Below are 25,473 nucleotides of genomic sequence, written 5' to 3'. Positions count from 1 at the left end.
GCCCGGATGCGGTCGTCGGGGGTCAGTGGTGCCGGGCGAGGTAGTCTGCCGCCGCCTCCAGGGCCTCCCGCCCACCGGCGGTGTAGGCCTCCCAGTCCCGGCCCTCCCCGCCGGGGGTCTGCCACTCCGGCAGCACCGAGTTGACCAGCCACGCCGGGTCGACGTCCCCGTCCCGGCGCAGTCTGCGGGCCAGCACGCCCAAGGCAGCGGTGGCGCCCTCGTGGTACTTGTAGGCGGGGAAACTCCGTCCGGCCCGGCCCATGGCACAGGCAGAGGTGTTGCCCGAGAGCTCCGCCATCGCGGAGGCCGCCCGGTGCCGTTGTTCGGCGACGTAGGTCTGGAAGTTGCTCACATCGCCGAGCCTAGACCTCAGCCGCCCAGCTTTCCGGAGAGCCGGTCCAGCCGGTACTTGCTCGGCCCGTCCAGGCCGATGATGTCCACGATCTTGCCGCGGCTCTGGAATTTCTGCTGGATGGCGTCGAAGGTGGCCACGGTGGAGGCGTCCCAGATCTCCGCATCGCTGAGATCGATGACGATGTGCCCGACGCTCTCGCCGTAGTCGAACTGGGAGACCAGATCGTTGGACGAGGCGAAGAAGAGCTGCCCGGTGACACGGTAGGTGCGGATGTCTGCGTGGCCGTCGTTGTCGGTGTCCAGTTCGGAGACCTTCTGCACGTCCACCAGGTGCGCGACCCGCCGGGCGAAGAGGATCATGGCGGTGAGCACGCCCAGGATGACGCCGACGGCGAGGTTGTTGGTCGCCAGCGTGGCGACGACGGTGATCACCATGACCAGTGTCTCGCTCAGCGGCATGAGCTTGAGGGTCCGGGGGTGGAGCGAGTGCCAGTCGATCGTGCCGAGCGACACCAGCACCATGATCGCCACCAGCGCGGCCATGGGGATCAGGCCGACCAGGTCCCCGAGCGCCACCACCAGGATGAGCAGGAACACACCGGCCAGCAGCGTGGAAAGCCTGGTGCGGGCACCGGACTGCTTGACGTTGATCATGGTCTGGCCGATCATGGCGCAGCCGCCCATCCCGCCGAAGAAACCGGTGATGATGTTGGCCACGCCCTGACCCCAGCTCTCCCGGGTCTTGTCGGAGTGCTCGTCGGTGATCTCGTCGACGAGCTTCGCCGTCATCAGGGATTCCATCAGCCCGACCAGCGCCATGGCGAAGGCATAGGGCCCGATGATGCGGAGGGTCTCCAGGTTGAGCGGCACTGCCGGGAAGAAGAGCTCCGGCAGAGATTCCGGGAGCTCGCCCATGTCGGAGACATTGGGCACGTTCCAGCCGGCGGCCAGGACGAGGGCGGTGAGAATGACGATGGTCACCAGCGGCGCGGGGATGACCGTGGTGATCCGCGGGAAGTAGAGCATGATGGCGATGCCCAGGGCGAACAGCGGGTACACCAGCCAGGGCACGTCCCAGAGGTACGGGAGCTGGGCGAGGAAGATCAGGATGCCCAGCGCGTTGACGAAGCCGGTCATCACCGACCGCGGGATGAAGCGCATCAGTTTGGCCACACCGAGCAGTGCCAGGGTGATCTGGATGATGCCCGCGAGGATGACCGTGGCAATGAAGTAGTCCATGCCGTGGTCGCGCATGACCGGGGCGATGACCAGAGCCACCGCACCCGTCGCCGCGCTGATCATGGCGGGGCGGCCACCGGTGAAGGCGATGGTGACAGCCATGGTGACGGAGGCGAAGAGGCCGACCCGGGGGTCGACACCCGCCAGGATGGAAAACGAGATCGCCTCGGGGATGAGCGCGAGCGCGACGACGAGACCACCGAGGACCTCGGTGCGCAGTCTGGCCGGCGAGGAGAAGGCGAAGCGGAAGGAGGCGACGATGCCGGTGTCTGACATGACGGAAAGACTCTCTAGGTGGCGAGAAGATATGACGATTATCAAAACCTACCGTAACGTTAGGTTTGCCGCTCACCAAAATCGACTGACAGGGGAACACACGTGGAGGACACCGGACTGAGGATCGGCGACGTCGCGGAACGGACGGGACTGTCGATCCGGACCCTGCGCCACTACGGCGAGGTCGGCATAGTCAGCCCCTCCGGCTACACTCCGGGCGGCTTCCGCCTGTACTCCGAGGCCGACATCGAGCGCATCATGCTCATCCGACGGATGAAACCGCTGGAGTTCACCCTCGACGAGATGCGGGAGTTTCTCGACGCCGCAGATCACCCCGACGACCCCGCCGCGCGGGAGACCATCGACCGGTTCCGGACCGAGGCCCGCGCCCGCCTGGAGAAATTACGCCGCCGGGTGGGCTACGCCGAGGAGTTCCTCCGGCTGGCGGAGAGTCTCTGAAGGCTACTCGCGCCCGCCCCAGCCCAGGTCAGCCTGATCCGCTTTGACGCTGGTGGCCACCCACGTAGTACCGGTTGTCGGCTCATCGCCGCAGGAGGAGATGACCCCCTCCACCTCCCGCTGTTCCAGCGTGACGCGCCAGGAACGGCCGTCGGCGTGGATGACAAAGACCCCGGCCTCCGATTCGTCGAGCACCATGAGGTTACCGAAGAACAGCTTCTCCTGCGCCACGAACAGCTCCCGGGCGACCGCGAGCTCGGCCACCTGGCCGCGCGGACCGTAGAGACCCCGGCCCCGGTTGCCCGGGTAGAAGTACTCGCCGCGCACCGCAGCCCTGACCAGGGCGTCGCCGGCCTCCTCATTGAGCCTGCCGTAGCTGTAACCCCAGGGCATGAGCAGGATCGACGGGGCGAAACGGTGCCCCTTGGTGTGCGAGGTCTCCCACACCACCGTCCCGGGGTTGCGCTCCGAGAGCGCCGCCGCCAGGGGACGACCCTTGAGCGCGCAGCACACGTCCCGTTTTCCGTGGGTGCACACCAGGACGAGGGGGCCGTCGACGGGCTCAGCGCCGTTGCGGCCTGGCCCGGTGAGGTCGAGGTCGAGGATCGCCTCCGGGCCGTCCACCCGGAGCAGCTCCATCTTCGCCTGATCCGCGAAAACGAGGAAGAGGTGGTGCTTCTCGATGCGACGGCCGTCCCGGCCGGGGTGGCGGATCAGCTGCAGTCCAGCCTCGTCTCCGAGCTTCTCCTTCAGCTGCGCGGTCAGCTCCTCGCCGAAGACGCCGCCGTCGAGGACATCCCGGCTCCAGCCGTGGGGCCATTCCAGAATGACGTACGCCCGCTGCTGTTTCGCGGACCCGGGCAGCGGCTCACCGGGCACATCGGAGCAACGGACAGGGTCAGCAGTGGTCATGGCGACCAGCCTAACCATCCCCGCCCGCGGACCGTGACGTCGGGCCGTGACGCAGGCCTCCGCCGGTGAGACCCATCTCACTCTCAGGCGATATCAATGTGTTTCTTGCCCCCTATTTACAACAATTTGTTCACGATACCCCTGTAAGCCGCTTTTCAGCTTCGTGGGCGGCGGGCCGGATGGCTACGGTGTTCAGCATGACTGATTCACTTGGGCAGGTTCGCAAGCCCTCGCAACGTCGTACCATTCTCGCGGCCATACTGGCGGCGGGTTCCCTCGGTCTCGCCGCCTGCGGCTCCGGGGCGGACGCGGAATCTCAGGGCGCGAAGGACTCCGGGACGGACATCCGTTCGCTTTCCGAGACCCTCCAGGCCGCCACCCTGGGCGTGACCGGGGTCGCCTCGGTCGGGCAGGCCGACCTCACCCGCAAGACGGCCCGGCCGGACACTCCGGCCCAGCTGATGGTGGAATCAGTCCGGGTGGCCGGCCACGACGGTTTCGACCGCGTCGTCTTCGACCTGGCCGGCAGCGGCGAGCCCGGCTGGTTCATCGACTACACCGCCGACCCCACCCAGCAGGGTTCCGGCAACCCCGTCGACTTTGAGGGCGCGGTGGCGCTCAACATCCACATCGACGGCACCGCCTACCCCTTCGAGCTCAACCGGGAGGATCCGCGCATCGGCACCGTCGCGGGCGCCGGCCGCATCACACAGGTCATCTCGGCGGGCACCTTCGAGGGCCATTCGCAGTTCGTCATCGGGGTGAACGAGAAACTGCCGTACGCGGTGGAGGTGCTCCACGAGCCCCACCGCCTGGTCATCGACGTCCTGCACGCCTAAAAGCCCAGGCGCAACCGGCCTAGAAGTAGCTGGCCTCGATCCGCCAGCGCCCCGCGCCCCCGCCCACCCAGAGCAGCAGCCAGGCGCGGGGGTGTTCTTCATCCTCGGCCTGGCCGACCACCTGCAGCCGGGCGACTCTGCGGGGTCCGCTGCCCCACCAGCCGGCGTCCACGGGCCAGGGCCCCGCCCATGCGGCGACCCGGTAGCTCTCCTTCCCCCAGCCCAGGACGTAGGGGCTCGCGCTCAGCAGCACCTCGGCGGTGACGACGACGTCCCCCGCAGCCGCGTCGACGAGCCGCACCAACGACGCGGGGTGCGCGGGACCGCCGCCCAGCCGGGCGGGCAGTGGCCCCGGGATCCGGCCGGGCCAGCTCCCCTGCCTGCCGACGTCCCCCTCCTCCCCGTAGGGCACGAAATAGATCCGCTCCGCCACCCCCCGCCCCCCGGCGGGGCGGGGGCTGAGAACCGCCTCCGTCCCGAGGGTCGACTGGACACGGCTGACTACCCGGCGCGCCTGTTCCCGGCCCCCCGGGGTGCCGTCCCGCCACAGGGTACCCGCCGGATCCGGCGGGGCCGTCTCCAGCGGATCCAGGATGAGCGAGGCGATCGCCCCCGACCCGCCCGAGGTGAGCCATCCGTCGAGCTGCCAGCGCACCCGGTCGGCGGTGGCCGCCTCGGTGAGCGCTTCCCGGGTGCGCCAGATCCGCTCGAGGCGGGTGCCGTCGGCGAGTTCCGCGAGCACCCGCAGCCGCAGACAGGCCAGCCCTGCGGCACGCAACCGGCCGTGCAGCGCGCCCGCCAACTGACGGGCGGCGAAGGCGGCGGCATCCACCCGGTCGATGGGGTCCTCCGGGGTGACCGCCACCGACAGGTCCGCCGCCGGCAGTTCCGGCGCCACCCGGCGGTCCGCCGCCGCCCGGGCAATGCGGTGGCAACGTTGCCCGGCCACGCCGAACCGGGTGGACACGGCCGTCGCGGGAAGATCCGCCAGCTCCCCGAGGGTGCGCACCCCCAGCTGCCGGAAGGAATCCACCAGCGCCGCGCCGCACTGCAGTGACGTCTCGGCGGCCAGCAGGCCGACGGGCTGGGCGGCCAGGAATTCCCGGGAACCGCCGGGCGGCACCACGCGGCCCTCCCCCACCCGCGCGGCGATGAGCGCGGTGGCGATCTCGTCGGCCACCCCGACGGCGGCGTCGACGCCGCGGCGCGCGGCGGCGTCGACAAGCATCTCCACCGCCACACCCTCCGATCCGTGGAACCTACCCGCGGCGCCCGCATCGACGATGACCAGGCCGGGACGCAGGACCTCGACGGTGGATGCGACGTCGTCGAGGCCCGCGGCGACAGACTCGAAGATCCGCCCGTCCCGGTCGGCGTCCTCGGCCAGGACAACCAGGCCCGGGCAGACCGCCTGCGCCTGCCGGACCCGCATACCCCGGCGCACCCCCGCCCGGCGTGCCTCCGGGGAGCACACCCGGATGCGGTGCCGGGCGGCGGTCACCAGCGCCCCGGGGAGCGCCTCATCCTCGATCCGGGCTGCCTGCACCGGCCAGTCCGGGAACCACAACACCGCGACCCGCACGCTAGACCGCCCTCAGTCCCGCGCGCCTGCCCACCGTCACCGTCGCCGATTCCGGGGGCCGCCCCTTCGCCCTGACGCGCACCGCGATGTCCACGCTCCGGATCCGCCCGGTCCCCTCGCCGATGCCGCGGAAGGTGGTGACGCCGGCATCGATCCGCACGGCCGGCGACGGGGTCCGCGCCCCCACCAGGACCAGCGCCGCCACCCCACCTCGCAGCCTGGCCAGCAGCGGGCGGGCGCGCACCGGGGAGAGCTCGAGGGGCGCCGCCCAGCGGGCGACGACCAGATCCAGGCCCTCCACGAGGATGCCGACGATGCCCAGTGGGTCGGTCCCCGGATCAGGGACGGTGATGACGTTGTCCAGCCTCCCGCTTTCGACCACATCGGCGAGGGAGAGTTCCGGCCACCCGACCACACCGACATGTCCGCCCCGTGCGGTAACCTGCCCGATGAGTTCGACGATGAGTGCCGGGCAGTCCGACACCTCCGTCATCGCCCGCCGCTCCAGCCCGCCCCCGGGAAGAACTTTCGCCAGCTCAGGATGGACGGGGAGGACATCGGGACTTGCCATGTCCGGCTGCGGGGCAGCGCCCTGCCCGCCGCCGATGGCGGCCATCCGGGAACGCAGGAGGTCGACCCGCCCGGCCCTGTCCAGGCCGGAGAGGTCCGTTGCTCCCCGCATTTTCCGAACACCTGTTCCATTCACGCCTCCAGTATGCGCCGGGGGCCGCGACCCCGTCAACTGGTAGCGTTGACCCGCATGAACGCCTATTCCGACCTACGTTCGCGCCGCACCCCCATCCCCACCCCGCCCCTGGTGCGGACGGGAACCTCCCTGCTCATCGGGCTCGGGGTGGCGGCCCTGTCCACCGGACTGGCCCGCGGCGTGCAGGTGGGGGTCATGGTCCTCGCGATCGCCGTCGGGCTGCTCCTCATGTTCGGGCACCCCTACCGGCGGGAGATCAAGCAGTTCCTGGAGGAGAAGAACGCCGTCCTCCGCCCCCGGCTCGGCCAGGTTCTGCCGTTGTTCTTCGTGTGGCTGGCACTCATGGTCGTGCCGGTCTTCGCCCCGCTGCCCGCCTGGGGCACCGCCCTGGTGTGGCTGGCCGTCTCCGCCTGGATGTTCTGGGTCTTCCCCCACATCGACGGCACGCGGGCCCTGGCCTACGCGTGAGTTGCCGGGCCTACAGCCCGTCCTCGACCTCGCGGGCCCGGCGGCCCATCTCGTTGAGCCGGGTGTTCGCCCAGTTGTAGAAGGCGTGCATCCCGGCGAACACCGCCGCGATGAAGAGGAACGCGGGCAGCCACCAGCCCCAGAAGAGGTCGGCCTGCCAGATGACCAGCGCCGTGAAGATCAGCGCCGCGACGACCACGCGGACGGGCTGGAACGTGTAGGTGCGCATCTAGTCCAGGTCCCTCGAATGCGCCCACCGGGTGAGCGCGTGCCGGTTGGACTGCTGGGTCTTGCGCAGGATGTTGGAGGCGTGGGTCTCCACCGTTTTGACGGAGATGAACAGCTCCCGTCCGATCTCCTTGTAGGTGTAGCCGCGCGCCAGCAGCCGCAGCACCTCCAGCTCCCGGCGGGTCAGTGCGTCCACGACCGGGTCGTCGATCTTGCGGGGCTCCTCCGCCGGGTCCTCCACCACTTCTCCGCCGGCGAAGGCGTCGAGGACGAAACCTGCCAGACGCGGAGAGAAGTAGGCGTCACCGGAGTGGACCCGCTCGATGGCCTCCGCCAGTTCGGGGCCGGAGATGTTCTTGGTCACGTAACCCCGGGCGCCGGCGCGGATGACGGAGATGACGTCTTCCGCCGCGTCGGAGACGCTCAGCGCCAGGAAGGTGGTGTCCACTCCCACACCCCGCAGGACGGCGACGCCGCCGCCGTCGGGCATGTGGACGTCGAGCAGGACGACGTCGGGGCGCGCGGCGTCGATACCCGCGATGGCCTCGGCGACCGTCCCGGCGTCGCCGACGATGTCGACCTGCCCGTCGAGCTCGGCGCGCACACCGGAACGGAAGACGGAATGATCGTCCACGAGGAACACCTTCACCATGCCGCTCACGATACCGGCAGCCGGTAGGTCACGGAGACCTCAGTACCCTCCCCTGCCATGGAACGGATGCGCGCCTGCCCGCCGATGCGCTCCATGCGCCCCTCGATGGAGTCTCGGATGCCGTGGCGGTCCGCGGGGATGTCCGCGGGATCGAACCCGGCGCCGCGGTCGCGGACGAAGATGCTCAGCTCCCCGGCGAGGATCTCCGCGTACACGTCGAGCTTCTCCACGCCCGCGTGCTTCGCCGCGTTGACCATCGCCTCCCGTGCCGCCAGCACCACGGCCTTGGTGTCCTCCGTCAGCGCGGTGTCCTCGCCGACGGTGACGGGGGCGATGCGGACGCCGAAGAGGTCCTCCACCTCGCCGCAGGCGGTCTCCACGGCGGCGAAGACAGACTGGGCGGATTTTTCTTCGGCGTCGAAGAGCCACTGCCGCAGCTCGCGCTCCTGTCCGCGAGCGAGGCGGACGACCTCCGCGGGGTCTCCGGAACGCTTCTGGATCAGCGCCAACGTCTGCAGCACGGAATCATGCAGCCGGGAGGCGATCTCCGCCCGTTCCTCGCTGGCCGCCTTCGCCGCGCGTTCCTCCGCGAGCGAATCCCACAGCCGCACCACCAGCGGCACCCCCAGCGCCGCCGCGCCCGCCAGCGTGAGCAGGACCGCGAAGATCGCCGCGGCGAATCCCCCCGACCGCTCCGCGTAGAAGATCGTCACCACGATGCCAGCGAGCATCAGCACCGCGCCGCCGACGATGGTGAGGTGGCTGCGCCCGGAATCCAGCCCCCGGTCGTAGGCCTGCCACGCCAGCACCGCCCCCACGCCCGCCAACAGCAGCGGGACGAGCACCACGGTGGGCAGACCCGACACGAAACTCGCGGACACGACGAAACCCGCGCCGCCGACCAGCGCCAGGAGCAGATACACCGACCGCGACAGCTCCCGCTCCCGCGGCGGCAGCACCACCTCTTCCGAGGCCTTCGAGAACATCCACAGGCCCGCGTACACCGCCGCGCCCAACCCCGAGAGGAAGGAACCGATGATGAACGCCAGACGCACGTAGAAGACGTCCACCCGCAGATGCACCGCCAGGCCGGCGGCGACCCCCGCGACGACGCGCCCCGAACGGGGGCGCAGATACACCGGGTACGGGCCGGCACCCGGGCGGTCCGGCCCGTAGGGCACCGGGGAGGGGGTGGTGTTCATGCCCCGATCCTGTCAGAGACGCCGCCCCGAGCACATCGGGGCAGACCCTGATTCCCGGATTTCAGGGTGTATCCCGATACCGTTCCCGCACGTCGCGTCCGACAATGAAGCCATGACCACTCAGACCTCCTTCACCGGCACCGTCCGGCAGATGTGGGACACCCGCCCTCCCCGCATCCCCTCCGAACAGGGAGGCAACGCGAAGATCGCCGGCGTCTGCGAGGGCATCGGCGTGCGCTACCAGATCGACCCGACCCTCGTCCGCGTCCTGTTCGTCGTCTCTCTGTTCACCCTCGGCGGAGGTCTGCCTGCCTACCTGCTCGCCTGGCTGGCGATGCCCCGCTACGGGATGTCCACCGCCCCGGCGCAGGCCGTCGCCCGTCGTAAGGAAGAGCTCACCCCGCCGGAGCGGAAGGAACGCTCCACCGGCTGGTGGCTGATCATCTTCTTCGTCCTCACCTCCGGCCTCTTCACCTCCGGGGGCACCCTCGCCTCCACCGGAATCCTGGCGATCATGGCGCTTCTGGCCGCCTGGTGGGCCCTCCACCTGCGCACCCCGCAGCCTCCGGCCGGCCTGCTCGCCGACGCCCCCGCACGCGTCATGCCCGATCCCGTCGACCTCTCCGGCTACCGCCCCGCCGAGGGCACCGACTTCCCCCCGGGGCGCACGTCCCCACCCGCCTGGGATCCCCTGGGCACCGCCCCCTTCGCCTGGGATCTCCCCGACCCCGGCCCGGCGCCCCGGCCGCAGCCACGCAAGCCCCGTATCTGGCCGTGGGTCGCCCTCGGCCTGCTGGGCACGCTCGGCGCCCTGACCGTGCTCGGCGGCGTGTTCGGGCTCTGGGTCGGCGGCAACTACGGGGATATCGCCGAGGACCGCAGCTACGCCCCTGCTGCGGAGGCCGAACTCCAGCGCCACTACAAGGGGGAGATCGGTGACCTTGTCGTGGACCTGCGCCAACTCTCCGAACTCGACGGCCCCCGGGACGTCACCGTCGAGGGCGGCATCGGCCCGGTCACCGTGTTCCTGCCCGGGGATGTCCCCGTCGCCCTGGCGTGCGAGGAGGGCATCGGCGAAACCGACTGCACCCCGGGCAGCTACAACGACGACGCCTCCGGCGAGACCCTGGAACTGCGGATCGAGGGCGGCATCGGTCCGGTCCGGGTGACGGCGCCGGCCCGCTAGTCGAGCCGGCCGCGCAGCTGCTCACACAGGTCTGCGAATTCGGTCAACTCGTCTTCATCGAAACGAGCTTCGGCGGCGTGGTCGTCCGGGGACAGCGCGAAATATTTCAGCGCGGTGCTGATCTGGGTGTTTTCCTTGGATTCGACATGCACGGCCACACGCTGACCGGCCGGCCCGCCAACATCCCCCAGATCCGTGGAGCCTGCTGCCCTGGTCTCCGCGACGAGAACGGCCAAAGCCGCCACCACCAGGAAAGCGTCGCCGAATCCGTCGATTTCGGTGTCCGTGTAATTTCCCGACAGACCGTCCAGCCCCAGGTCCGCGAAAACAGCGTGCACCTCGACGGTTCCGGAGTTCATCCCCGCGATGTGTTCCACCAGGGCATGCGCTTCTGGAGTCCTGCCGAAGTAGGTGTTCCAGTAGGTGCGGACGGCATCACTCATGACTATTCTCCCTGCGGTAGCTGTATGTCAGGTTTCCGGATCGACTGTATCCCGAAGCCGGCCGGGCAGAGGCTCGCGTGGAGCATCTCCTCCCGAGACGCAAAAGCGGCGACCAGCCTCGATCGGCTGGTCGCCGCTTTTGCCGGTGGGGATTTACTCCCACTCAATGGTCCCCGGCGGCTTGGAGGTCACGTCGAGGACGACACGGTTGACGTCCTTGACCTCGTTGGTGATGCGGGTGGAGATGCGCTCCAGCACGTCGTAGGGGATGCGCGACCAGTCGGCGGTCATCGCGTCCTCGGAGGTGACCGGGCGCAGGACGATCGGGTGGCCGTAGGTGCGGCCGTCACCCTGGACGCCGACGGAGCGGACGTCGGCCAGCAGGACGACCGGGCACTGCCAGATCTGGTTGTCCAGGCCGGCGGCGGTCAGCTCGGTGCGGGCGATGAGGTCCGCGGCCCGCAGGATCTCCAGGCGCTCCTCGGTGACCTCGCCGATGATGCGGATACCCAGGCCCGGGCCCGGGAAGGGCTGGCGGTTGACGATGACCTCCGGCAGGCCCAGCTCACGGCCGACGGCGCGGACCTCGTCCTTGAACAGCAGGCGCAGCGGCTCGACGAGTTCGAACTCCACGTCATCCGGCAGGCCGCCGACGTTGTGGTGGCTCTTGATGTTCGCGGTGCCGGTGCCGCCGCCCGACTCTACGACGTCCGGGTAGAGGGTGCCCTGCACCAGGAAGTCGACCTGCTCGCCAGAGAGGACACCGGCGACGGCGCGCTCGAAGGAGCGGATGAACTCAGCGCCGATGGCCTTGCGCTTGGCTTCCGGCTCGCTGACGCCCGCCAGCTTGTCCAGGAACGCCTGGCGCTCGTCCACGGTGACCAGGCGGGCGCCGGTGGCGGCGACGAAGTCGTTCTCCACCTGCTCGCGCTCCCCGGAACGCAGCAGTCCGTGGTCGACGAAAACACAGGTCAGGCGGTCGCCGATGGCGCGCTGCACCAGGGCCGCCGCCACGGCGGAGTCCACGCCGCCGGACAGGCCGCAGATGGCGTGGCCCTCGGGGCCGACCTGCTCGCGGACGGCGTCGACAAGCTGCTGGGCGATGTTCGCGGCAGTCCAGGTCGGCTCGAGGCCGGCGATCTGGGTGAGGAAGCGGGTGAGCACCTGCTGGCCGTGCGGGGAGTGCAGGACCTCCGGGTGGTACTGCACGCCGGCGAACTTCTTCTCCGCGTTCTCGAAGGCGGCGACGGGTGCGCCGGCGGAGCTCGCGGTGACGGTGAAGCCCTCGGGGGCCTCGGTCACGGCGTCGCCGTGGCTCATCCACACCTTGTGGGTGGCGGACAGCTCATCGTGGAGCACTCCGCCGCCGTCCACGAGCTCGAGGTCGGTGCGGCCGTATTCGCGGGCACCGGTCTCGGCGACGACGCCGCCGAGGGCGGCGGTCATGGCCTGGAAGCCGTAGCAGATGCCGAATACCGGGACACCCAGGTCGAAGACCGCGGGATCCAGCCGGGGCGCCTCATCGGCGTAGACGGAGGAGGGGCCGCCGGAGAGGATGAGCGCGGCCGGGTTCTTGGCGCGGATCTCCTCGATCGTGGCGGTGTGGGGGACAACCTCGGAGTAGATGCGGGCCTCACGTACGCGCCGGGCGATGAGCTGGGCGTACTGGGCGCCGAAGTCCACGACAAGGACGGGGCGGGGGGTTGCGGAAGTCACGGATTAGATCCTACTACGCCGCCGTCGCAGTCCTAACTGACGCCGACGGCGGCCGGACTCCCCCACCGCGCGGCAGGTCTAACGGCTGAGCGCCAGCCCCACCTTCTGGAAGCTCTTCAGGTCGGTGTACCCGCACTTGGCCATCGCGCGACGCAGGCCGCCGACGAGGTTCTGGTAGCCGAACGGGTCGGTCGAGGGCCCGTTGAGGATGGTCTCGAGGGTGGCGGCTTCGTCGAGAAGCAGGGACCGCACGTCCTCCACGATGCCGCGCGGGAAACGCGGGTGCGCGGCGACGGCCGGCCAGAAGGTGCCGCGGCCGGCGGCCTCCGCGGCCGGGGCCAGCGGGGTGCCCAGCATCACGGCGTCGGCGCCGCAGGCGATAGCCTTGGCCATGTCGCCGGAGTTCTCGATCTCCCCGTCGGCGATGATGTGGACGTAGCGGCCGCCGGTCTCGTCGAGGTACTCGCGGCGGGCGGCGGCGACGTCGGCGATGGCGGTGGCCATCGGGGCCTCGATGCCCAGGGCGAGGTGGTTGGTGTTGGAGCCGCCGCCGACGATGATGCCGGCCGCGCCGGTGCGCATGAGGTGCATGGCGGAGGTGTAGTCGGCCACGCCGCCTGCGACGACCGGCACTTCAAGGGAACCGATGAACTCCTTGAGGTTGAGCGGCTCGCCGCCCTCCGCCACGTGTTCCGCGGAGATCATGGTGCCCTGGATGACCAGCAGCTCAGCGCCCGCCTTGATCACCTTCGGGGCGACCTCGCGGGCCCGCTGCGGGCTGACGCGCACGGCGACGGTCGCGCCGGAGGCCCGGACCTCGCCGATGCGGTCGGCGAGGAGGTCATCGTCCACCGGCGCCGCGTGGAGCTCCTGGAGGGCGGCGATGGCCGCGGCACCGCCCCGGAACTCGTCGGTGTCGGTGATGGCGCTGACGACACGTGCCACGGCGGCGTCGAGATCAGCGTGCCGGCCCCACAGTCCCTCGGCGTTGATGACGCCCAGGCCGCCCTGACGGTGCATCTCGATGACGAACTCGGGGCTGGCCAGCGCGTCGGTCGGGTGCGACATGACCGGAATATCAAAGGTGTAGGCGTCGATGTTCCAGGTGGTGTCGACGTCCTTCGAGGAACGGGTGCGCCGGGACGGGACGATGGAGATGTCCTCCAGGCTGTAGGTACGGCGGGCCTCCCGGCCAACACCGATTTCGACGTAGTCGCGCATGTACTGCTCCGATCCTCGCAGGTGATATCGGAGGCCTACTTTACCGCACCACTACTCGGGCCTCCGTTCGCATCAGGCTGGCGGCCCGGTTGCAGCCTGCGGCGGAAGGTTTCCCGGAACAGTCGCACAATTCCCACGACGGCCAGCAGCCAGCCGAGGAGGTAAGGCACCAGGATTGGAACCAGCCACCACATCGACCGCCCGGTGTCTACCCCCAACCCGCCGTAGCCGCTGATGATCCACATCCCGGCCACACCGGCGCCGAGGATCACCAGCGACGACGCCAGCAGCCTCCGGTGGCGGCTGCCGCCGAGGAAGGCCGCCAGGGTGATCAGGGCGACACCCGCGACGATGAGCACCGACCCCTCGAGCGGGTCGATCGTGCCGACCACCAGCCCGAGTGTTCCGATGATGAGCAACGGCCTCGTCCATGCGGTGCGTCCGGTCACTGGGGCCACCTCCAGTCTTCCTGATCCTGGCTCTCATCCAACTCCCCCCCGTCTGCCCGTTGTCCATGCTCGGGCCCGTGGATGCGGTCCGGCGGAACCGCAGACGCCGAAAGACCGCCCGGCCATCGGATGGCAGGGCGGTCTGTCGCGGGAAACCGGGGGCGGCTAGTGGTAGTTCGGAGCCTCCACGGTCTGCTGGATGTGGTGCGGGTGGGATTCCTTCAGTCCGGCGGAGGTGATCTGCACGAACTGCTTGGTCTGCAGGTCCTTGACGGTGGTGGAGCCGGTGTAGCCCATCGCGGCGCGCAGGCCGCCGACCAGCTGGTGGGTGATCTGCTCGATGGAACCCCGGAACGGCACGCGGCCCTCGATGCCCTCCGGCACGAGCTTGTCCTCGCTGCGCACATCAGCCTGGAAGTAGCGGTCCTTGGAGTAGGAGCGCTTCTCGCCGGACAGTCCGCGGCCCTGCATGGCGCCCATGGAGCCCATGCCGCGGTAACGCTTGTACTGCTTGCCGTTGACCACCACCACGTCGCCCGGGGCCTCGGTGGTGCCCGCGAGCATGGAGCCGAGCATGACGGAGGAGGCGCCGGCGGCCAGTGCCTTGGCGACGTCGCCGGAGAACTGCATGCCGCCGTCGGCGATGATCGGGACACCCGCCTTACGGGCCGGGACGGAGGCCTCCATGATGGCGGTGATCTGCGGGGCGCCGACGCCGGCGACCACGCGGGTGGTGCAGATGGAGCCCGGGCCGATGCCGACCTTGATGGCGTCGGCGCCGGCGTCGATCATCGCCTGCGCGGCCGATCGGGTCGCCAGGTTGCCGCCGACGACGTCGACGCGGTCGCCGAAGTCCTTCTTCACGCGCGACACCATCTCGAGGACGCGGTTGTTGTGGGCGTGGGCGGAGTCGACGACGAGGACGTCGACGCCCGCCTCCACCAGCTGGCCAGCGCGGCCCCAGGACTCGTCGCCGGTGCCGATGCCGGCGGCGACCAGCAGGCGTCCCTGCTCGTCCTTGGAGGCGTTCGGGTGCTGCTCGGTCTTGACGAAATCCTTCACGGTGATCAGGCCGACCAGCTTGCCCGCGCCGTCGACGATCGGCAGCTTCTCCACCTTCTTGGTGGAGAGGAGCTCCAGAGCCTGCTCCTTGGTCACGCCCTCCGGCGCGACGACCAGCGGCATCGGGGTCATGACCTCAGCGACACGGCGGTCGGGGTTCGGCTCGAAACGCATGTCGCGGTTGGTGCAGATACCGACGAGGATGCCGTTTTCGTCGACGACCGGCAGGCCCGAGATACGGAAGCGGGCGCACAGCGCGTCCACCTCACCGATGGTCATGTCCGGGGTGCAGGTCACCGGGTCGGTGACCATGCCGGACTCCGAACGCTTGACGATCTCGACCTGCTCAGCCTGCTCCTCCGCGGAGAGGTTGCGGTGGAGCACGCCCAGGCCACCCTGGCGGGCCATGGCCACGGCCATGCGCGCCTCCGTCACGGTGTCCATCGCCGCGGAAATGATGGGGACTCCCAGACGCAGGTTGCGGGTGAACATGGTGGAGGTGTCCACCTCGCTGGGAACGATGTTGGACTCGGCCGGCAGGAGGAGGACATCATCGAAGGTGAGGCCCAGCAGGGCCACCTTGTCCGGATCGTCTCCCCCGGTGGACACACGCTGATGGGTCATGAAATGTTGCTCCTTCTACGCACAGGCTGGCTTCCGCAATGTCTACACTGTAGTACCCTTTCCCCCGCGGCTGTTAGCGGCAGGGAATTGCCCATTGAGCTGCTCCACAATAGTGTGGCCAGTGTGAACTACAACTCGCAGATGCCGCTCGACCCGTTCGCCGACGATCCGAACGATCCGGCGTCCTTCCTGGACCCCGACGAGCCCGCTCCGCCGCTGTCCGACGAGGAGCGCGCCGGCATCACCCAGGACCTGGCCCTCGTGGCCCGTTTCAAGGAGGAGCTCACCCCGCGGGGCATCCTCGGAATCTTCTTCCTCTGCGAGGAATGCGACGACTTCCACTACTACGACTGGGACATCATGGCCGCCAACATGGCTGCCACCCTCTCCGGCGAGCTCGCGCCCGTGCACGAGCCGTCCATGGAGCCCGATGTCGAGGCGTATGTGCCGTGGGACTACGCCGCAGGCTACCTCGATGGACTCAACGCCGGCTGACGCGCGCCGGGTCTGAAAAGCTCGACGTCCCCGCACCTGTTTTTCTCCGGTGCGGGGACGTTTCCCGTTCGACGGTGCCGTTACTCCGGGACCTGGATCTGTGGCGGGGCCAGCGTCGGCGCCGGGTCGACCGGGGAGGGGTCGACGGGCGCGGGGTCCGCGGGAAGAGGATCGACCGGCCGGGGCGTCGGGGCCGGTTCCACCGGCACCGGCAGCGGATTGGGGCGCAGCGGCGCCGGGCTCGGGCTCACCGTCTCGGTGACGGTGGCGGTGGCGGTGGCGGTCTCTGTGCGGACGGTCGTCTCGGTGACGGTCTCCGTGACAGGCGCCTCAGGGGCGGCGCTGCCCGGCTCGCCGGGCAGGATCACGGTCGTCGTGGCGGTGACACCCGGCGCGCGCGGCGCCGGCTGCTGCGCCGGACGGTCCGCGGGGGTGTTCTGCAGGTCCTGCAGGACACGGCGGGCCTCGTCCAGCAGCTGGCGGGTGCCGTCCATGTCCCCTTCGGCCGCGCGGGAGTCGATCTCCTCCAGGGTGCCTGCCAGCTCGACGACGGCGGCCCGGTCGCTGAACAGTGTGCTGGAGAGCCCCCACAGCGGGGAGTCCGGGGTGGCGCTGTAGAGCAGCGAACCGGAACCGGCGATGACCAGGGTCGCCGCGGCGGCGCCGAGGAGGCCGGCGAGGAAAGGTCGGCCGTTACGGGCGCGGCGCCGGGCCGCGAGCGAGATGACCACAGGTGCCTCGTCCGCGCCTTCGATCAGCGGGGCGGGGGGCATCTGCCGTTCCACGTCCTCGCGCAGTTCGAGAAGGAGCGCGGCGAGCTCGTCGTCGCCGTCCGACGGGTCTGTGCCCCGGGAGAGCGCGGTGAGGAACGCGTCATCGTCCACCAGCGGCTCCAGCTGGGTGGTGATGTCGCCTACGTCGGCATCCTTCTGATGACGCTTCATCACTTGACTCCTCTATTTTCCGGCTCCAGGGTTTCCTGCTGGGCCCCCAGGTTCTTGCGCAGAGTGCTCAGGGCCCGGTGCTGTGCCACGCGCACGGCTCCGGGTGTGCTGCCCACGATCTCCGCCGTCTCCTCGGCCGACAGGCCGACAAAGACGCGCAGGATGACAATGTCGCGGGCTTTCTCACTTAGTGAATCGAGAAGTGCCCTCACTCTGTTACTTCCGTCCGCCTCGAGGATGTGCTCCTCGGGGGTGCCCTTCTCCGTGACGGTGTCGGGGACCTCGTCCGTGGGGTGCGCATGGTCCCTGGACATGGAACGGTGCGCGTCGGCGACCTTGTTGAAGGCGATGCCGTACACGAACGCCATGAACGGCCGCCCCTTGTCCACGTACCTGCTTATCGACGTCGCCACCGCGAGGCAGATCTCCTGGGCGATGTCTTCGGGGGTGGGGGTGCGTCCCCCGCCGATCCTGGCGCGGGCGTAGCGCAGCACCATGGGGTGGATGATTGCCATGATGCGCTGGAGGGCGCGGCGGTCACCGTCGACGGCCAGTGGCACAAGTTCGGCCAGCTCTACGTCGGTATCACTCACGTCCCACTCCTCCGGATTGCCCGGTAGTCGGAAGCCGGGCGGCCCCAGAATACCCTGTGGATTCCGGAAGGGGGCCTATTTCCCCCGCTCAGGGCATGTTCCGGAAGCACCAAGAATTCACACTTCATTAACCTGCGACCTTTGTGCAGGTCAAACGGCTACTTTCCTTGACGGCCACCCGAAGGTCACCGGAAGGTCACAAATCGGAAACCAGCTGTTCACACGCAGGGGACAGACTCCCTCATGCGCCGGAGAGCTCCACACGATGCGGGAGTTTCTCCGTCACCATAGTCTAGAACTTCTTTACCTGAGGAGAAGAGAACATGTCACAGCCGCACCTGCTTCCGGGGCCCAACGCCGATTTCTGGGATTGGCAGCTCCACGGAGCCTGCCGTGGCGAGGAGTCGGATATGTTCTACCACCCCGACGGTGAACGGGGCCGCGCCCGCGCCCAGCGTGAAAACCGCGCCAAGGCCATCTGCCACACCTGCCCCGTCATCGCGGCCTGCCGCGAGCACGCGCTCAAGGTTGCGGAGCCCTACGGCATCTGGGGCGGCCTGTCCGAGTCGGAGCGTCTGAGCGTGCTGCGCAACCGCGGCACCCGCCCCGGTCGCCAGAAGGTCCGGGTGGCCGCCGCCCCCTCCCGCCCCACGGTCAACGCCTGACCAACGGCGGGGAACGCAAAAAGAAGCCCGGTCCGGAACCCGTCAGGTTCCGGACCGGGCTTCCCGCCGTCCACCTAGTGGTGGTGGTGGCCGTGGGCCGAAGCCTCCGGCGCCTCCGGCTTGGTGACCACGGATGCCTCGGTGGTGAGGATCATGCGGGCCACGGACGCAGCGTTGACCACTGCGTTGTGGGTGACCTTGACCGGGTCGATGATGCCCTGCTCGATGAGGTTGCCGTACTCCATGGTGGCGGCGTTGAAGCCCTCACCGTTGGCGCGCTCAGCGATCTTGGACACCACGACGGCGCCGTCCAGGCCGGCGTTCTGGGCGATCCAGTAGGCCGGCTTCACCAGCGAACGGGCGACGGCCAGCACACCGGTGCGCTGCTCGCCGGTGAACTCTTCGGCGTAGGCCTTGAGTTCCTCGGCGATCTGGACCAGGGCGGAGCCGCCGCCGGCGATGACGCCTTCCTGCACGGCCGCGCGGGCCGCGTTGATGGCGTCCTCGACGCGCAGCTTGCGCTCGTTGACCTCGGTCTCGGTGGGGGCACCTACCCGGATGACGGCGACGCCGCCGGACAGCTTGGCCAGGCGCTCCTCCGCTTTCTCCCGGTCCCAGGAGGAGTCGGTGTTGGCGATTTCGCGGCGGATCTGCTCGCGACGTGCCTCGACCTCGTCGTGCGTTCCGGCACCGTCGACGATTACGGTGTCGTCCTTGGTGACGGTGATGCGGCGGGCGGAGCCGAAGACCTCGGGGCCGACCTCGTTGAGGTTGACTCCGACCTCGGGGTCGACGACGGTCGCGGAAGTGACCACGGCGAGGTCGTCCATGAACGCCTTGCGGCGCTCACCGAAGTACGGGGCTTTCACTGCGACGGCGCGCAGCGTCTTGCGGATCGAGTTGACCACGAGGGTCTGCAGCGGCTCGCCCTCGATGTCCTCCGCGATGATGAGCACCGGCTTGCCGGACTCGACGACCTTCTCCAGGACCGGCAGGAAATCCGGCAGGGAGGAGATCTTGTTGCGGACCAGCAGCACCTGGGCGTCGTCCAGCACTGCCTGCTGGGTGTCGACGTCGGTGATGAAGTACGGCGAGAGGAAGCCCTTGTCGAAGGAGATGCCCTCGGTGACGTCCAGGGAGGACTCGATCGACTGGGACTCCTCGACGGTGAGGACGCCGTCCTTGCCGACCTTGTCCATGGCGCCGGCGACCATCTCGCCCACGACCTCGTCGCGGGAGGAGACGGTGGCGACGTTGGCGATCTCCGTGGAGGAGGACACCTGGGTCGCGCGGGCCTTGAGCAGCTCGACGGTCTTCTCGGCGGCCGCGGCGATGCCGCGGTTGAGCTCGACCGGGTTGGCGCCGGCCGCGACGTTGCGCAGGCCCTCGGCGATGAGCGCCTGGGCCAGCAGGGTCGCGGTGGTGGTGCCGTCGCCGGCGACGTCGTTGGTCTGGATGGCCACGGACTTGACCAGCTGGGCACCCAGGTTCTCGAAGGGGTCCTCGACGTCGATGTCGCGGGCGATGGTGACGCCGTCGTTGGTGACCAGCGGACCGCCGAAGGCTTTGTCGAGGACGACGTTGCGGCCCTTGGGGCCGAGGGTGACCTTGACTGCGTCGGCGAGCGTGTCCACGCCGCGCTGGATGCCCTCGCGGGCCTCCTGGTCGAATGCGATGAGTTTAGCCATTAGGTGTGACTACCCCCGGTTACTTTTCGACGATCGCGAGCAGGTCACGAGCGGACAGGAGAAGGTACTCTTCGCCGTTGTACTTCAGCTCGGTGCCGCCGTACTTGGAGAAGATGACGGTGTCGCCCTCCTTGACGTCGACAGCGACGCGCTCGCCCTTCTCGTCGGTGCGGCCCGGGCCCACAGCGATGACGGTGGCCTCCTGCGGCTTCTCCTTGGCGGAGTCCGGGATGACCAGGCCGGAAGCGGTGGTGGTCTCGGCCTCGACGATCTGAACCAGAACCTTGTCCTCGAGCGGCTTGATGTTGACGTTTGCCACGATATTCCTCCGTGAAATTTGAGTGAGTTGAGTGTGCCGGTTGTGGTGCCAGCACAGTCGTCGTCGCGGGTGAACAACTGTGGGTGAAACAACCTATTGGCACTCTACCTTCCTGAGTGCCAGCGCTCAACCTTCACGTCTGCCAGTTTCTGTCAGGCGATCCGGAACTGCCCCAGGTTGAGGACGGCCGCCCGCCACAGGCGGTAATCCTCCTCGTTGTCCTCCCGGTAGGTGCGCACGGCGCGGATGCCGTCCTTGATCCGCTCGATCTCGTCGAGGGCGATGTCCTGCCCCTCCGCGCCCACGAAAATGACCGGGCCGGAGATGGCCGCGGTGGGATCGGAGATGAACGCCGAGTCGCCCGTGGCGGCGTGTCCGCGGCCGAGGGAGGCGACCGGGTTCGGCTCGGCGCCGCTCTCCCTGGCATCGGGGTTGTACAGGGCGGCGAAACTGTTGCCGTCGTCCTGGAAGGCGACCGAGACACGGTCGTCGGTGACCCCGCCCAGGAACTGCGCGGCGTGGTCGAGCTCGAAGGAGATGGAGCGGTGGGAGAGGTCGGGGCTGACGAGGAATCCGGTGATCATGGAGCGTCCTTTTCCAGGAGAAACGACAGGTCCCGGCCACCGTAACTCCGGAACGGCCGCCCCGCCCGGCGAACACCGGACCCCGGGGGACCCCTCAGGCCCCGACCAGCGGGATCTCCACCTCGAGCGACGGATCGGTGCCCACGGTCAGTTCGCTGGGCCCGGCCCCCTCGTGGATGAGCTGGGCGGCCAGCGCGGCGATCATGACGCCGTTGTCGGTGCACAGGGAGAAACGCGGCACGCGCAGCTCGATGCCCGCCGCCGCGCACCGCTCCTGCGCCAGCTCCCGCAGCCGCGAGTTGGCCGCCACTCCCCCGCCCAGCAGAAGGACCCCGGCGCCGGTGTCCTGGCAGGCCCGCACCGCCTTGAGGGTGAGGACGTCGCATACGGCCTCCTGGAAGGACGCGCACACGTCCTCCACGGAGATGACCCGCCCCTCGCGTTCCGCCGCCTCCACGTAGCGCGCGACGGCGGTCTTGAGCCCGGAGAAGGAGAAATCGTGCCGGTGGCCGCGCTCCTCATCCACCCGCTTGGTCAACCCGCGCGGAAAGGCGACCGCGGCGGGGTCGCCGAGCCGCGCCAGCCGGTCGATGACCGGTCCGCCCGGGTAACCCAGGCCCAGCAGCCGTGCGACCTTGTCGTAGGCCTCGCCGGCGGCGTCGTCGAGCGTGGAGCCGAGCTCCCGCATCGGCCGCCCCACCGCCTCCACCTCCAGCAGCTGCGTGTGCCCGCCGGAAACGAGCAGCGCCACCGAGTGCGGCAGCGGGTCGCCCTCCAGGTTGGCCACCGCCACGTGGCCGCCCAGGTGGTTGACCCCGTAGAACGGCACGTCCCACGCGGCCGCGTAGGCCTTCGCCGCCGACGCCCCGACCAGCAGTGCGCCGGCCAGGCCCGGGCCGACCGTAGCCGCCACCGCGTCGGGCCGCGCCACGCCCGCCTCCGCCAGCGCGGCCCGCATCACGGGGCCCATCTGCTCCAGGTGCGCACGGGAGGCGATCTCGGGCACCACCCCGCCGAACCGGGCGTGCTCCTGCATCGAGGAGGCGACCTTGTCCGCCAGGATGGTCACCGTGCCGTCCGCAGCCAGGTCGACGACGCCGACGCCGGTTTCGTCGCAGCTGCTCTCCACACCCAGGACAATCATCTTTCGCTCCTCGCGGCACGCTTCATCGTGTATGCGTCAGCCCCCGAGGGCTGGTAGTAGTTCTTCCGTTCCCCGATCCGGTGGAAGTCGAAGGCCTCGTACATCGCGATCGCGGCCTCGTTGTCGGTCCCCACCTCGAGGAACACCTCGCCGTCCAGGTTGTCGGCGATCGCCATGAGCTGCTGCATGAGCAGCCGCCCCAGCCCCTTCCGGCGGTGCTCCGGATCGACGCCGATGGTGTGGATCTCGAACTCGGGGTCGTGCCGCGGCCCCAGCTGCGAGATGCCGCCGTAGGCCAGCAGGTCGTCCCCGTCGAACACCCCCAGGTAAAGGTTGTTGGGCTGAGCGAACTCGACGACGAAGATGTCCCGCGGCCACGGGTTGTCCTCCGGGAACAGCAGCTGCTCCAGTTCGGCGCAGCGCGCGGCGTGCTCGAAGTCCAGGTGACGGATCTCCATCTACAACTCCACTTCCGGGATGGCGGGCGACCGGGGCACCGGCTTCGGTTCCTTGGCGTCGGGTCGACGCAGGTAGAGCGGGACGAGCGGCGCGGGGGTCGACGTCAGGTCGGCAACCGCGGCCAGGGACGCCGCGTCGGGGGCCAGGTCCCGCTTCTCGACGCCGCGCAGCGCGTCAGGCAGTTGTTCCGCCAGGTGCTCCGGGACGGAGACGACCGCCACGTCGTGCGGGAGAACCAGCTCGGCGGGTTTCACCACGTCCGGGCCGGCGGTGCGGGCCCCACCGTCGTAGGTGGCCCAGTAGATCTCCCGGCGGCGGGCGTCTGAGGCCACCAGTGCGGGGCCGGCGGGCAGGCGCCGGGCAACCGCGTCGAGGGAACACACCCCGTGCACCGGGATGCCCAGCGCGTCGCCGAGGGCCGCGGCCGTCGCCATGCCGACCCGCAGGCCCGTGAAGGGGCCCGGGCCGCATCCGACGACGACGGCGTCGAGGTCGGTGAAGGCCACGGCGGCATCGGAAAGCAGGGCCCGCACCGTGGGGGTGAGCTGCTCATTGTGGGCACGCGTATCCGGGATCACCCGGTCGTGGGTCTGCCCCGTGGACGTGTCCACCAGGCCCGTGACCAGGTCGGGGGTGGAGGTGTCGATCGCCAGTACAAGCACGCCCCCCAGGATAGAGCAACGCTAGTTCAGCAGCGTCCAGCCGCCCTCGGCGGTCTTGCCCAGCGGCAGCATGACGCGGGAGTCGAAGTAGCCACCGAGCGGGACGGTGCACAGGTCGACGTCCTCGCGCGCGATGCGGTCGAAGGCCTGGCCGCCGTCTGCGGAACGCAGCAGCAGGTAGTTGGTGTCCTCGGGGACGCCGGCGGCGTCGAGCTCCAGCTCGGCGGCGTCGGCCTCGAAGTTGGTGGCGATGCCCTGCGTCGTGGAGTAGGGGCAGACGACGGCCGCGGCGATCCACTCGTCGCCGTACAGGTCCTGCGGGGACAGGCCGACGATGTTGAGTCCCTGCGTGTCGGCGGCGGCGATGGCCTGCTCGAGGGAGCCGGCGGTGTCAAAACGCGTCTCGCTGCCCGTCGGGCGCATGGAGATGAGCAGCGCCAGGACGGCGATCCAGGCGACGATGGCGATGGCGACGATGTAGCGGCCGGTGGTGGACAGGCGCACAGGGGGCTCCTTCAGGGGGTGTGGAGAACAGACCTGCACACGATACTCCCCATTCCTGGCAGCCCGCTGGATCTACAGCAGCAGCAGTAGAAGCACCTGGCTGGCGACGATCTTGCCGATCATCGCCGTCGGGTACACCGTGGCGTAACCGCGGGAGGCGAGCTCCGTCCCCGTCTGGCCGTTGAGGTAGGAGATGATCGCCGGGTTCGTGGTGGCGCCCGCCGCCACGCCCATCGACTCGTCCCAGGTCAGGCGCAGCACCAGCATGCCGGCAACAGCACACACCACCGCCGAGGTGACGGTGATGAGCAGCCCCGCCGCCATGACGGTCAGGGAGGATGGGTCGGTCAGCGCCAGGCGGAAACCTGCCCCCGCGGTAGTGCCCACGCCCGCCAGAAACAGCGACAGCCCGAGGGTGTTCAGCGTGTGCACCGCGTGGTACGGCATCGTCCAGGTCAGCGGCCCCGTGCGGTGCAGCGCGCCGAGGATGAGGCCCACGATGATCGGCCCGCCGCCGAAGCCGAGCGAGAGCACCGACCCGCCGGGCAGCGGAAGCGGGACCGCACCGAGCAACAGACCCGCGAGCAGGCCGACGGCGAAGGGCAGGAGGTCCGGCGCGGCGAGGGATTTCTCGGAGTCCCCCAGGTAGGCCCGGACCTCGTCCATCCGGTTCGGCGGAGCGACGACACGGACCCGGTCGGAGTAGTTGAGCACGTCCCCGGGGTGGGGCACCTCCTCTGCGTCGCCGCGCCGGATGCGCGCGATCCGGAACCCGGCGGACACGGTGTCCAGGTCCTGCAGGCGCCGCCCCACCACGCGCGGATTCGACACGGTCATACGGCTGTAGATGAGGTCGGTGTCCTCGATCTTCACGGTGACCCGGCCGCCGAGGTTGCGTTGCGCCGTCCGGATGGCCTCCTCGGTTCCGTTGATCACCAGCACCATATCCTCGTGCAGCCGGTCCGTGGGCGCGGCCAGGGAATGGTCGACGTCGCTGTGGACGATGCGGGTGGCGATGATCTCGGCGCCCGCCAACCTCGGCAACTGCGCCACCGTCCCCTCGACCCCCGGCCCGATGCGCACCCCGTCCCACTCCAGCGGGGCGATGATCAGCCCCTCCTTCTCCGCGTCCGCCAGATGGTCGACCTTGAGCAGTTTCGCTCCGACCGCGGCCACCAGGATGGAACCGATGACGGCCCCCGGGTAGGCCAGTGAATAACCGACGACCGGCTCCCCGGCGCGGGCCGGGTCCACCAGCGAACCGCCCTCCACCATGTCGACGATCGCCGCCATGCCCGGCGTGGAGCTCAGGGCCCCCGCGAACATGCCCGCGCCGGCGAGGTCCCCCAGCCCCAACACCCGGATGATGCCGTAGGCCGCACCGACGAGGCCGACGAGCAGCAGGACCATGAACAGCGTGAGGCGCCAGCCCCGGGACCGGAACTCGGCGAAGAACTGCTCCCCCGCCGTCAGGCCGATGGCGTAGACGAACATGGCCAGCCCCAGCTGGTACACCAGCGCGGGGATCTGGATGTCGGGGTTCGCCGTCGACAGGCCCAGCGCGACGAAGAGCACCGCCGCCGCGCCGAGGGAGATTCCGAGAATGCGGATCTTGCCCAGGGCCAGGCCCGCGGCGAGGATCGCCACGAGCGCGATGAGCGGGTTGGCAGCGAGGAAATCAAGCACGCCCCCCATTGAACTCCGGGGCGGAAGGCCAGGCAACCGAAGGGCGAGTCCCCGGCCGGCCGGGGCCGTGGGACAACGATCGACGGTCTTTGTCCGATGTCATTCATTTAAG

General features: G+C 69.5%; 29 protein-coding genes. 6 read left to right on the top strand and 23 right to left on the bottom strand.

From position 1 onward, the window contains the following. Nucleotides 1–22: 22 nt before the first annotated feature. Nucleotides 23–352 carry a hypothetical protein gene (locus B840_RS02295; protein ID WP_042620787.1) on the bottom strand — a complete coding sequence of 110 codons (330 nt, stop codon included), beginning with the start codon at nucleotides 350–352 and terminating at the stop codon, nucleotides 23–25. 17 nt (nucleotides 353–369) lie between these two features. Then, nucleotides 370–1,869 carry a SulP family inorganic anion transporter gene (locus tag B840_RS02290; RefSeq protein WP_042620786.1) on the bottom strand — a complete coding sequence of 500 codons (1,500 nt, stop codon included), beginning with the start codon at nucleotides 1,867–1,869 and terminating at the stop codon, nucleotides 370–372. Nucleotides 1,870–1,971: 102 nt separating this feature from the next. On the opposite strand from B840_RS02290, the gene B840_RS02285 reads away from it, so the two are divergent. Then, nucleotides 1,972–2,328 carry a MerR family transcriptional regulator gene (locus B840_RS02285; RefSeq protein WP_042620785.1) on the top strand — a complete coding sequence of 119 codons (357 nt, stop codon included), beginning with the start codon at nucleotides 1,972–1,974 and terminating at the stop codon, nucleotides 2,326–2,328. 3 nt (nucleotides 2,329–2,331) lie between these two features. Here the strand turns inward: B840_RS02285 and B840_RS02280 are convergent, their stop codons facing one another. Next, on the bottom strand, nucleotides 2,332–3,240 hold the full coding sequence (locus tag B840_RS02280) for a ferredoxin family protein (protein WP_042620784.1): 909 nt from the start codon (nucleotides 3,238–3,240) through the stop codon (nucleotides 2,332–2,334). Nucleotides 3,241–3,437: 197 nt separating this feature from the next. On the opposite strand from B840_RS02280, the gene B840_RS02275 reads away from it, so the two are divergent. Further along, nucleotides 3,438–4,079: an AMIN-like domain-containing (lipo)protein gene (locus B840_RS02275; protein WP_042622450.1), complete on the top strand. Its 642-nt coding sequence runs from the start codon at nucleotides 3,438–3,440 to the stop codon at nucleotides 4,077–4,079. A gap of 19 nt (nucleotides 4,080–4,098) precedes the next feature. Here B840_RS02275 and B840_RS02270 read toward each other — a convergent pair whose 3' ends face one another. Together B840_RS02270 and B840_RS02265 are read right to left on the bottom strand one after the other, a co-directional pair. Beyond that, complete coding sequence (locus B840_RS02270; RefSeq protein ID WP_042620783.1) at nucleotides 4,099–5,661, bottom strand: DNA polymerase Y family protein; 1,563 nt, start codon at nucleotides 5,659–5,661, stop codon at nucleotides 4,099–4,101. Between the two features lies 1 nt (nucleotide 5,662). Continuing rightward, entirely contained in the window at nucleotides 5,663–6,343 is a 681-nt protein-coding gene (locus B840_RS02265; protein ID WP_042620782.1) for a hypothetical protein, read from the bottom strand. 78 nt (nucleotides 6,344–6,421) lie between these two features. Between B840_RS02265 and B840_RS02260 the strand changes: the two genes are divergently transcribed. Further along, nucleotides 6,422–6,835 carry a hypothetical protein gene (locus B840_RS02260; RefSeq protein WP_042620781.1) on the top strand — a complete coding sequence of 138 codons (414 nt, stop codon included), beginning with the start codon at nucleotides 6,422–6,424 and terminating at the stop codon, nucleotides 6,833–6,835. Nucleotides 6,836–6,845: 10 nt separating this feature from the next. Here the strand turns inward: B840_RS02260 and B840_RS02255 are convergent, their stop codons facing one another. The 3 genes from B840_RS02255 to B840_RS02245 are packed head-to-tail and all read right to left on the bottom strand — an operon-like array spanning nucleotide 6,846 to nucleotide 8,917. Next, complete coding sequence (locus B840_RS02255; RefSeq protein WP_052491060.1) at nucleotides 6,846–7,064, bottom strand: hypothetical protein; 219 nt, start codon at nucleotides 7,062–7,064, stop codon at nucleotides 6,846–6,848. Further along, nucleotides 7,065–7,715 carry a LuxR C-terminal-related transcriptional regulator gene (locus tag B840_RS02250; protein WP_042620780.1) on the bottom strand — a complete coding sequence of 217 codons (651 nt, stop codon included), beginning with the start codon at nucleotides 7,713–7,715 and terminating at the stop codon, nucleotides 7,065–7,067. A gap of 5 nt (nucleotides 7,716–7,720) precedes the next feature. Continuing rightward, nucleotides 7,721–8,917 (bottom strand): ATP-binding protein, encoded by a 1,197-nt coding sequence (locus tag B840_RS02245; RefSeq protein ID WP_042620779.1) that lies wholly within the window; start codon nucleotides 8,915–8,917, stop codon nucleotides 7,721–7,723. 112 nt (nucleotides 8,918–9,029) lie between these two features. Here B840_RS02245 and B840_RS02240 point away from each other — a divergent pair, with 112 nt between their 5' ends. Continuing rightward, nucleotides 9,030–10,103 carry a PspC domain-containing protein gene (locus B840_RS02240; protein ID WP_042620778.1) on the top strand — a complete coding sequence of 358 codons (1,074 nt, stop codon included), beginning with the start codon at nucleotides 9,030–9,032 and terminating at the stop codon, nucleotides 10,101–10,103. On the opposite strand, the gene B840_RS02235 is transcribed toward B840_RS02240, so the two are convergent. From B840_RS02235 to guaB, 5 genes are all read right to left on the bottom strand, one after another. Further along, on the bottom strand, nucleotides 10,100–10,546 hold the full coding sequence (locus B840_RS02235) for an imm68 putative immunity domain-containing protein (RefSeq protein ID WP_042620777.1): 447 nt from the start codon (nucleotides 10,544–10,546) through the stop codon (nucleotides 10,100–10,102). The genes B840_RS02240 and B840_RS02235 overlap by 4 nt on opposite strands. 153 nt (nucleotides 10,547–10,699) lie before the next feature. Next, the gene (gene guaA / locus B840_RS02230; protein WP_042620776.1) at nucleotides 10,700–12,262 is read right to left on the bottom strand and encodes a glutamine-hydrolyzing GMP synthase; all 1,563 of its coding nucleotides are present in this window, start codon (nucleotides 12,260–12,262) and stop codon (nucleotides 10,700–10,702) included. 78 nt (nucleotides 12,263–12,340) lie between these two features. Beyond that, nucleotides 12,341–13,483 carry a GuaB3 family IMP dehydrogenase-related protein gene (locus tag B840_RS02225; protein ID WP_042620775.1) on the bottom strand — a complete coding sequence of 381 codons (1,143 nt, stop codon included), beginning with the start codon at nucleotides 13,481–13,483 and terminating at the stop codon, nucleotides 12,341–12,343. 35 nt (nucleotides 13,484–13,518) lie between these two features. Continuing rightward, nucleotides 13,519–13,932 carry a hypothetical protein gene (locus B840_RS02220; RefSeq protein ID WP_156971811.1) on the bottom strand — a complete coding sequence of 138 codons (414 nt, stop codon included), beginning with the start codon at nucleotides 13,930–13,932 and terminating at the stop codon, nucleotides 13,519–13,521. 165 nt (nucleotides 13,933–14,097) lie between these two features. Continuing rightward, on the bottom strand, nucleotides 14,098–15,618 hold the full coding sequence (gene guaB / locus B840_RS02210; protein ID WP_042620772.1) for an IMP dehydrogenase: 1,521 nt from the start codon (nucleotides 15,616–15,618) through the stop codon (nucleotides 14,098–14,100). A 123-nt stretch (nucleotides 15,619–15,741) separates the two neighbouring features. On the opposite strand from guaB, the gene B840_RS02205 reads away from it, so the two are divergent. Next, nucleotides 15,742–16,113 (top strand): DUF5319 domain-containing protein, encoded by a 372-nt coding sequence (locus B840_RS02205; RefSeq protein WP_042620771.1) that lies wholly within the window; start codon nucleotides 15,742–15,744, stop codon nucleotides 16,111–16,113. Between the two features lie 80 nt (nucleotides 16,114–16,193). Here B840_RS02205 and B840_RS02200 read toward each other — a convergent pair whose 3' ends face one another. Together B840_RS02200 and B840_RS02195 are read right to left on the bottom strand one after the other, a co-directional pair. Beyond that, a complete protein-coding gene (locus tag B840_RS02200) occupies nucleotides 16,194–17,057 on the bottom strand; it encodes a hypothetical protein (protein ID WP_052491058.1) in 864 nt (287 codons plus the stop codon). After that, nucleotides 17,057–17,650 (bottom strand): sigma-70 family RNA polymerase sigma factor, encoded by a 594-nt coding sequence (locus B840_RS02195; RefSeq protein WP_042620770.1) that lies wholly within the window; start codon nucleotides 17,648–17,650, stop codon nucleotides 17,057–17,059. Before B840_RS02195 ends, B840_RS02200 begins: the two co-directional genes overlap by 1 nt. 323 nt (nucleotides 17,651–17,973) lie before the next feature. Here B840_RS02195 and B840_RS02190 point away from each other — a divergent pair, with 323 nt between their 5' ends. Beyond that, the gene (locus tag B840_RS02190; protein ID WP_042620769.1) at nucleotides 17,974–18,315 is read left to right on the top strand and encodes a WhiB family transcriptional regulator; all 342 of its coding nucleotides are present in this window, start codon (nucleotides 17,974–17,976) and stop codon (nucleotides 18,313–18,315) included. Between the two features lie 74 nt (nucleotides 18,316–18,389). Here the strand turns inward: B840_RS02190 and groL are convergent, their stop codons facing one another. The 8 genes from groL to B840_RS02150 form a co-directional block, all read right to left on the bottom strand. Further along, nucleotides 18,390–20,003: a chaperonin GroEL gene (gene groL / locus B840_RS02185; RefSeq protein ID WP_042620768.1), complete on the bottom strand. Its 1,614-nt coding sequence runs from the start codon at nucleotides 20,001–20,003 to the stop codon at nucleotides 18,390–18,392. A gap of 19 nt (nucleotides 20,004–20,022) precedes the next feature. Then, nucleotides 20,023–20,322 carry a co-chaperone GroES gene (gene groES / locus B840_RS02180; RefSeq protein WP_042620767.1) on the bottom strand — a complete coding sequence of 100 codons (300 nt, stop codon included), beginning with the start codon at nucleotides 20,320–20,322 and terminating at the stop codon, nucleotides 20,023–20,025. 152 nt (nucleotides 20,323–20,474) lie between these two features. Next, nucleotides 20,475–20,906: a hypothetical protein gene (locus B840_RS02175; RefSeq protein WP_042620766.1), complete on the bottom strand. Its 432-nt coding sequence runs from the start codon at nucleotides 20,904–20,906 to the stop codon at nucleotides 20,475–20,477. 94 nt (nucleotides 20,907–21,000) lie between these two features. Next, nucleotides 21,001–22,050: a tRNA (adenosine(37)-N6)-threonylcarbamoyltransferase complex transferase subunit TsaD gene (gene tsaD, locus B840_RS02170; protein ID WP_042620765.1), complete on the bottom strand. Its 1,050-nt coding sequence runs from the start codon at nucleotides 22,048–22,050 to the stop codon at nucleotides 21,001–21,003. Then, nucleotides 22,047–22,508, bottom strand: a complete 462-nt coding sequence (rimI, locus tag B840_RS02165; RefSeq protein ID WP_042620764.1) for a ribosomal protein S18-alanine N-acetyltransferase — start codon at nucleotides 22,506–22,508, stop codon at nucleotides 22,047–22,049. The genes tsaD and rimI overlap by 4 nt, the downstream gene beginning before the upstream one ends. Continuing rightward, nucleotides 22,509–23,171, bottom strand: a complete 663-nt coding sequence (gene tsaB, locus B840_RS02160; RefSeq protein ID WP_042620763.1) for a tRNA (adenosine(37)-N6)-threonylcarbamoyltransferase complex dimerization subunit type 1 TsaB — start codon at nucleotides 23,169–23,171, stop codon at nucleotides 22,509–22,511. Between the two features lie 21 nt (nucleotides 23,172–23,192). Continuing rightward, nucleotides 23,193–23,675, bottom strand: coding sequence for a hypothetical protein (locus B840_RS02155; RefSeq protein WP_042620762.1), 483 nt, complete (start codon nucleotides 23,673–23,675; stop codon nucleotides 23,193–23,195). 72 nt (nucleotides 23,676–23,747) lie between these two features. After that, entirely contained in the window at nucleotides 23,748–25,361 is a 1,614-nt protein-coding gene (locus B840_RS02150) for an aspartate:alanine exchanger family transporter (RefSeq protein WP_042622447.1), read from the bottom strand. Nucleotides 25,362–25,473: the final 112 nt, after the last annotated feature.

Source organism: Corynebacterium marinum DSM 44953, from assembly GCF_000835165.1.
Taxonomy (GTDB): domain Bacteria; phylum Actinomycetota; class Actinomycetes; order Mycobacteriales; family Mycobacteriaceae; genus Corynebacterium; species Corynebacterium marinum.
This window is presented reverse-complemented; position numbering and strand designations above follow the sequence as displayed.

Excerpts from the sequence above, each read along its gene's own strand:
- B840_RS02290 (WP_042620786.1), bottom strand. The coding sequence starts at position 1,869 with ATGTCAGACACCGGCATCGTCGCCTCCTTCCGCTTCGCCTTCTCCTCG.
- B840_RS02280 (WP_042620784.1), bottom strand. The coding sequence starts at position 3,240 with ATGACCACTGCTGACCCTGTCCGTTGCTCCGATGTGCCCGGTGAGCCG.
- B840_RS02275 (WP_042622450.1), top strand. The coding sequence starts at position 3,438 with ATGACTGATTCACTTGGGCAGGTTCGCAAGCCCTCGCAACGTCGTACC.
- B840_RS02265 (WP_042620782.1), bottom strand. The coding sequence starts at position 6,343 with ATGCGGGGAGCAACGGACCTCTCCGGCCTGGACAGGGCCGGGCGGGTC.
- B840_RS02260 (WP_042620781.1), top strand. The coding sequence starts at position 6,422 with ATGAACGCCTATTCCGACCTACGTTCGCGCCGCACCCCCATCCCCACC.
- B840_RS02255 (WP_052491060.1), bottom strand. The coding sequence starts at position 7,064 with ATGCGCACCTACACGTTCCAGCCCGTCCGCGTGGTCGTCGCGGCGCTG.
- B840_RS02250 (WP_042620780.1), bottom strand. The coding sequence starts at position 7,715 with ATGGTGAAGGTGTTCCTCGTGGACGATCATTCCGTCTTCCGTTCCGGT.
- B840_RS02245 (WP_042620779.1), bottom strand. The coding sequence starts at position 8,917 with ATGAACACCACCCCCTCCCCGGTGCCCTACGGGCCGGACCGCCCGGGT.
- B840_RS02240 (WP_042620778.1), top strand. The coding sequence starts at position 9,030 with ATGACCACTCAGACCTCCTTCACCGGCACCGTCCGGCAGATGTGGGAC.
- B840_RS02235 (WP_042620777.1), bottom strand. The coding sequence starts at position 10,546 with ATGAGTGATGCCGTCCGCACCTACTGGAACACCTACTTCGGCAGGACT.
- B840_RS02225 (WP_042620775.1), bottom strand. The coding sequence starts at position 13,483 with ATGCGCGACTACGTCGAAATCGGTGTTGGCCGGGAGGCCCGCCGTACC.
- guaB (WP_042620772.1), bottom strand. The coding sequence starts at position 15,618 with ATGACCCATCAGCGTGTGTCCACCGGGGGAGACGATCCGGACAAGGTG.
- B840_RS02200 (WP_052491058.1), bottom strand. The coding sequence starts at position 17,057 with ATGAAGCGTCATCAGAAGGATGCCGACGTAGGCGACATCACCACCCAG.
- B840_RS02190 (WP_042620769.1), top strand. The coding sequence starts at position 17,974 with ATGTCACAGCCGCACCTGCTTCCGGGGCCCAACGCCGATTTCTGGGAT.
- groL (WP_042620768.1), bottom strand. The coding sequence starts at position 20,003 with ATGGCTAAACTCATCGCATTCGACCAGGAGGCCCGCGAGGGCATCCAG.
- B840_RS02175 (WP_042620766.1), bottom strand. The coding sequence starts at position 20,906 with ATGATCACCGGATTCCTCGTCAGCCCCGACCTCTCCCACCGCTCCATC.
- tsaD (WP_042620765.1), bottom strand. The coding sequence starts at position 22,050 with ATGATTGTCCTGGGTGTGGAGAGCAGCTGCGACGAAACCGGCGTCGGC.
- rimI (WP_042620764.1), bottom strand. The coding sequence starts at position 22,508 with ATGGAGATCCGTCACCTGGACTTCGAGCACGCCGCGCGCTGCGCCGAA.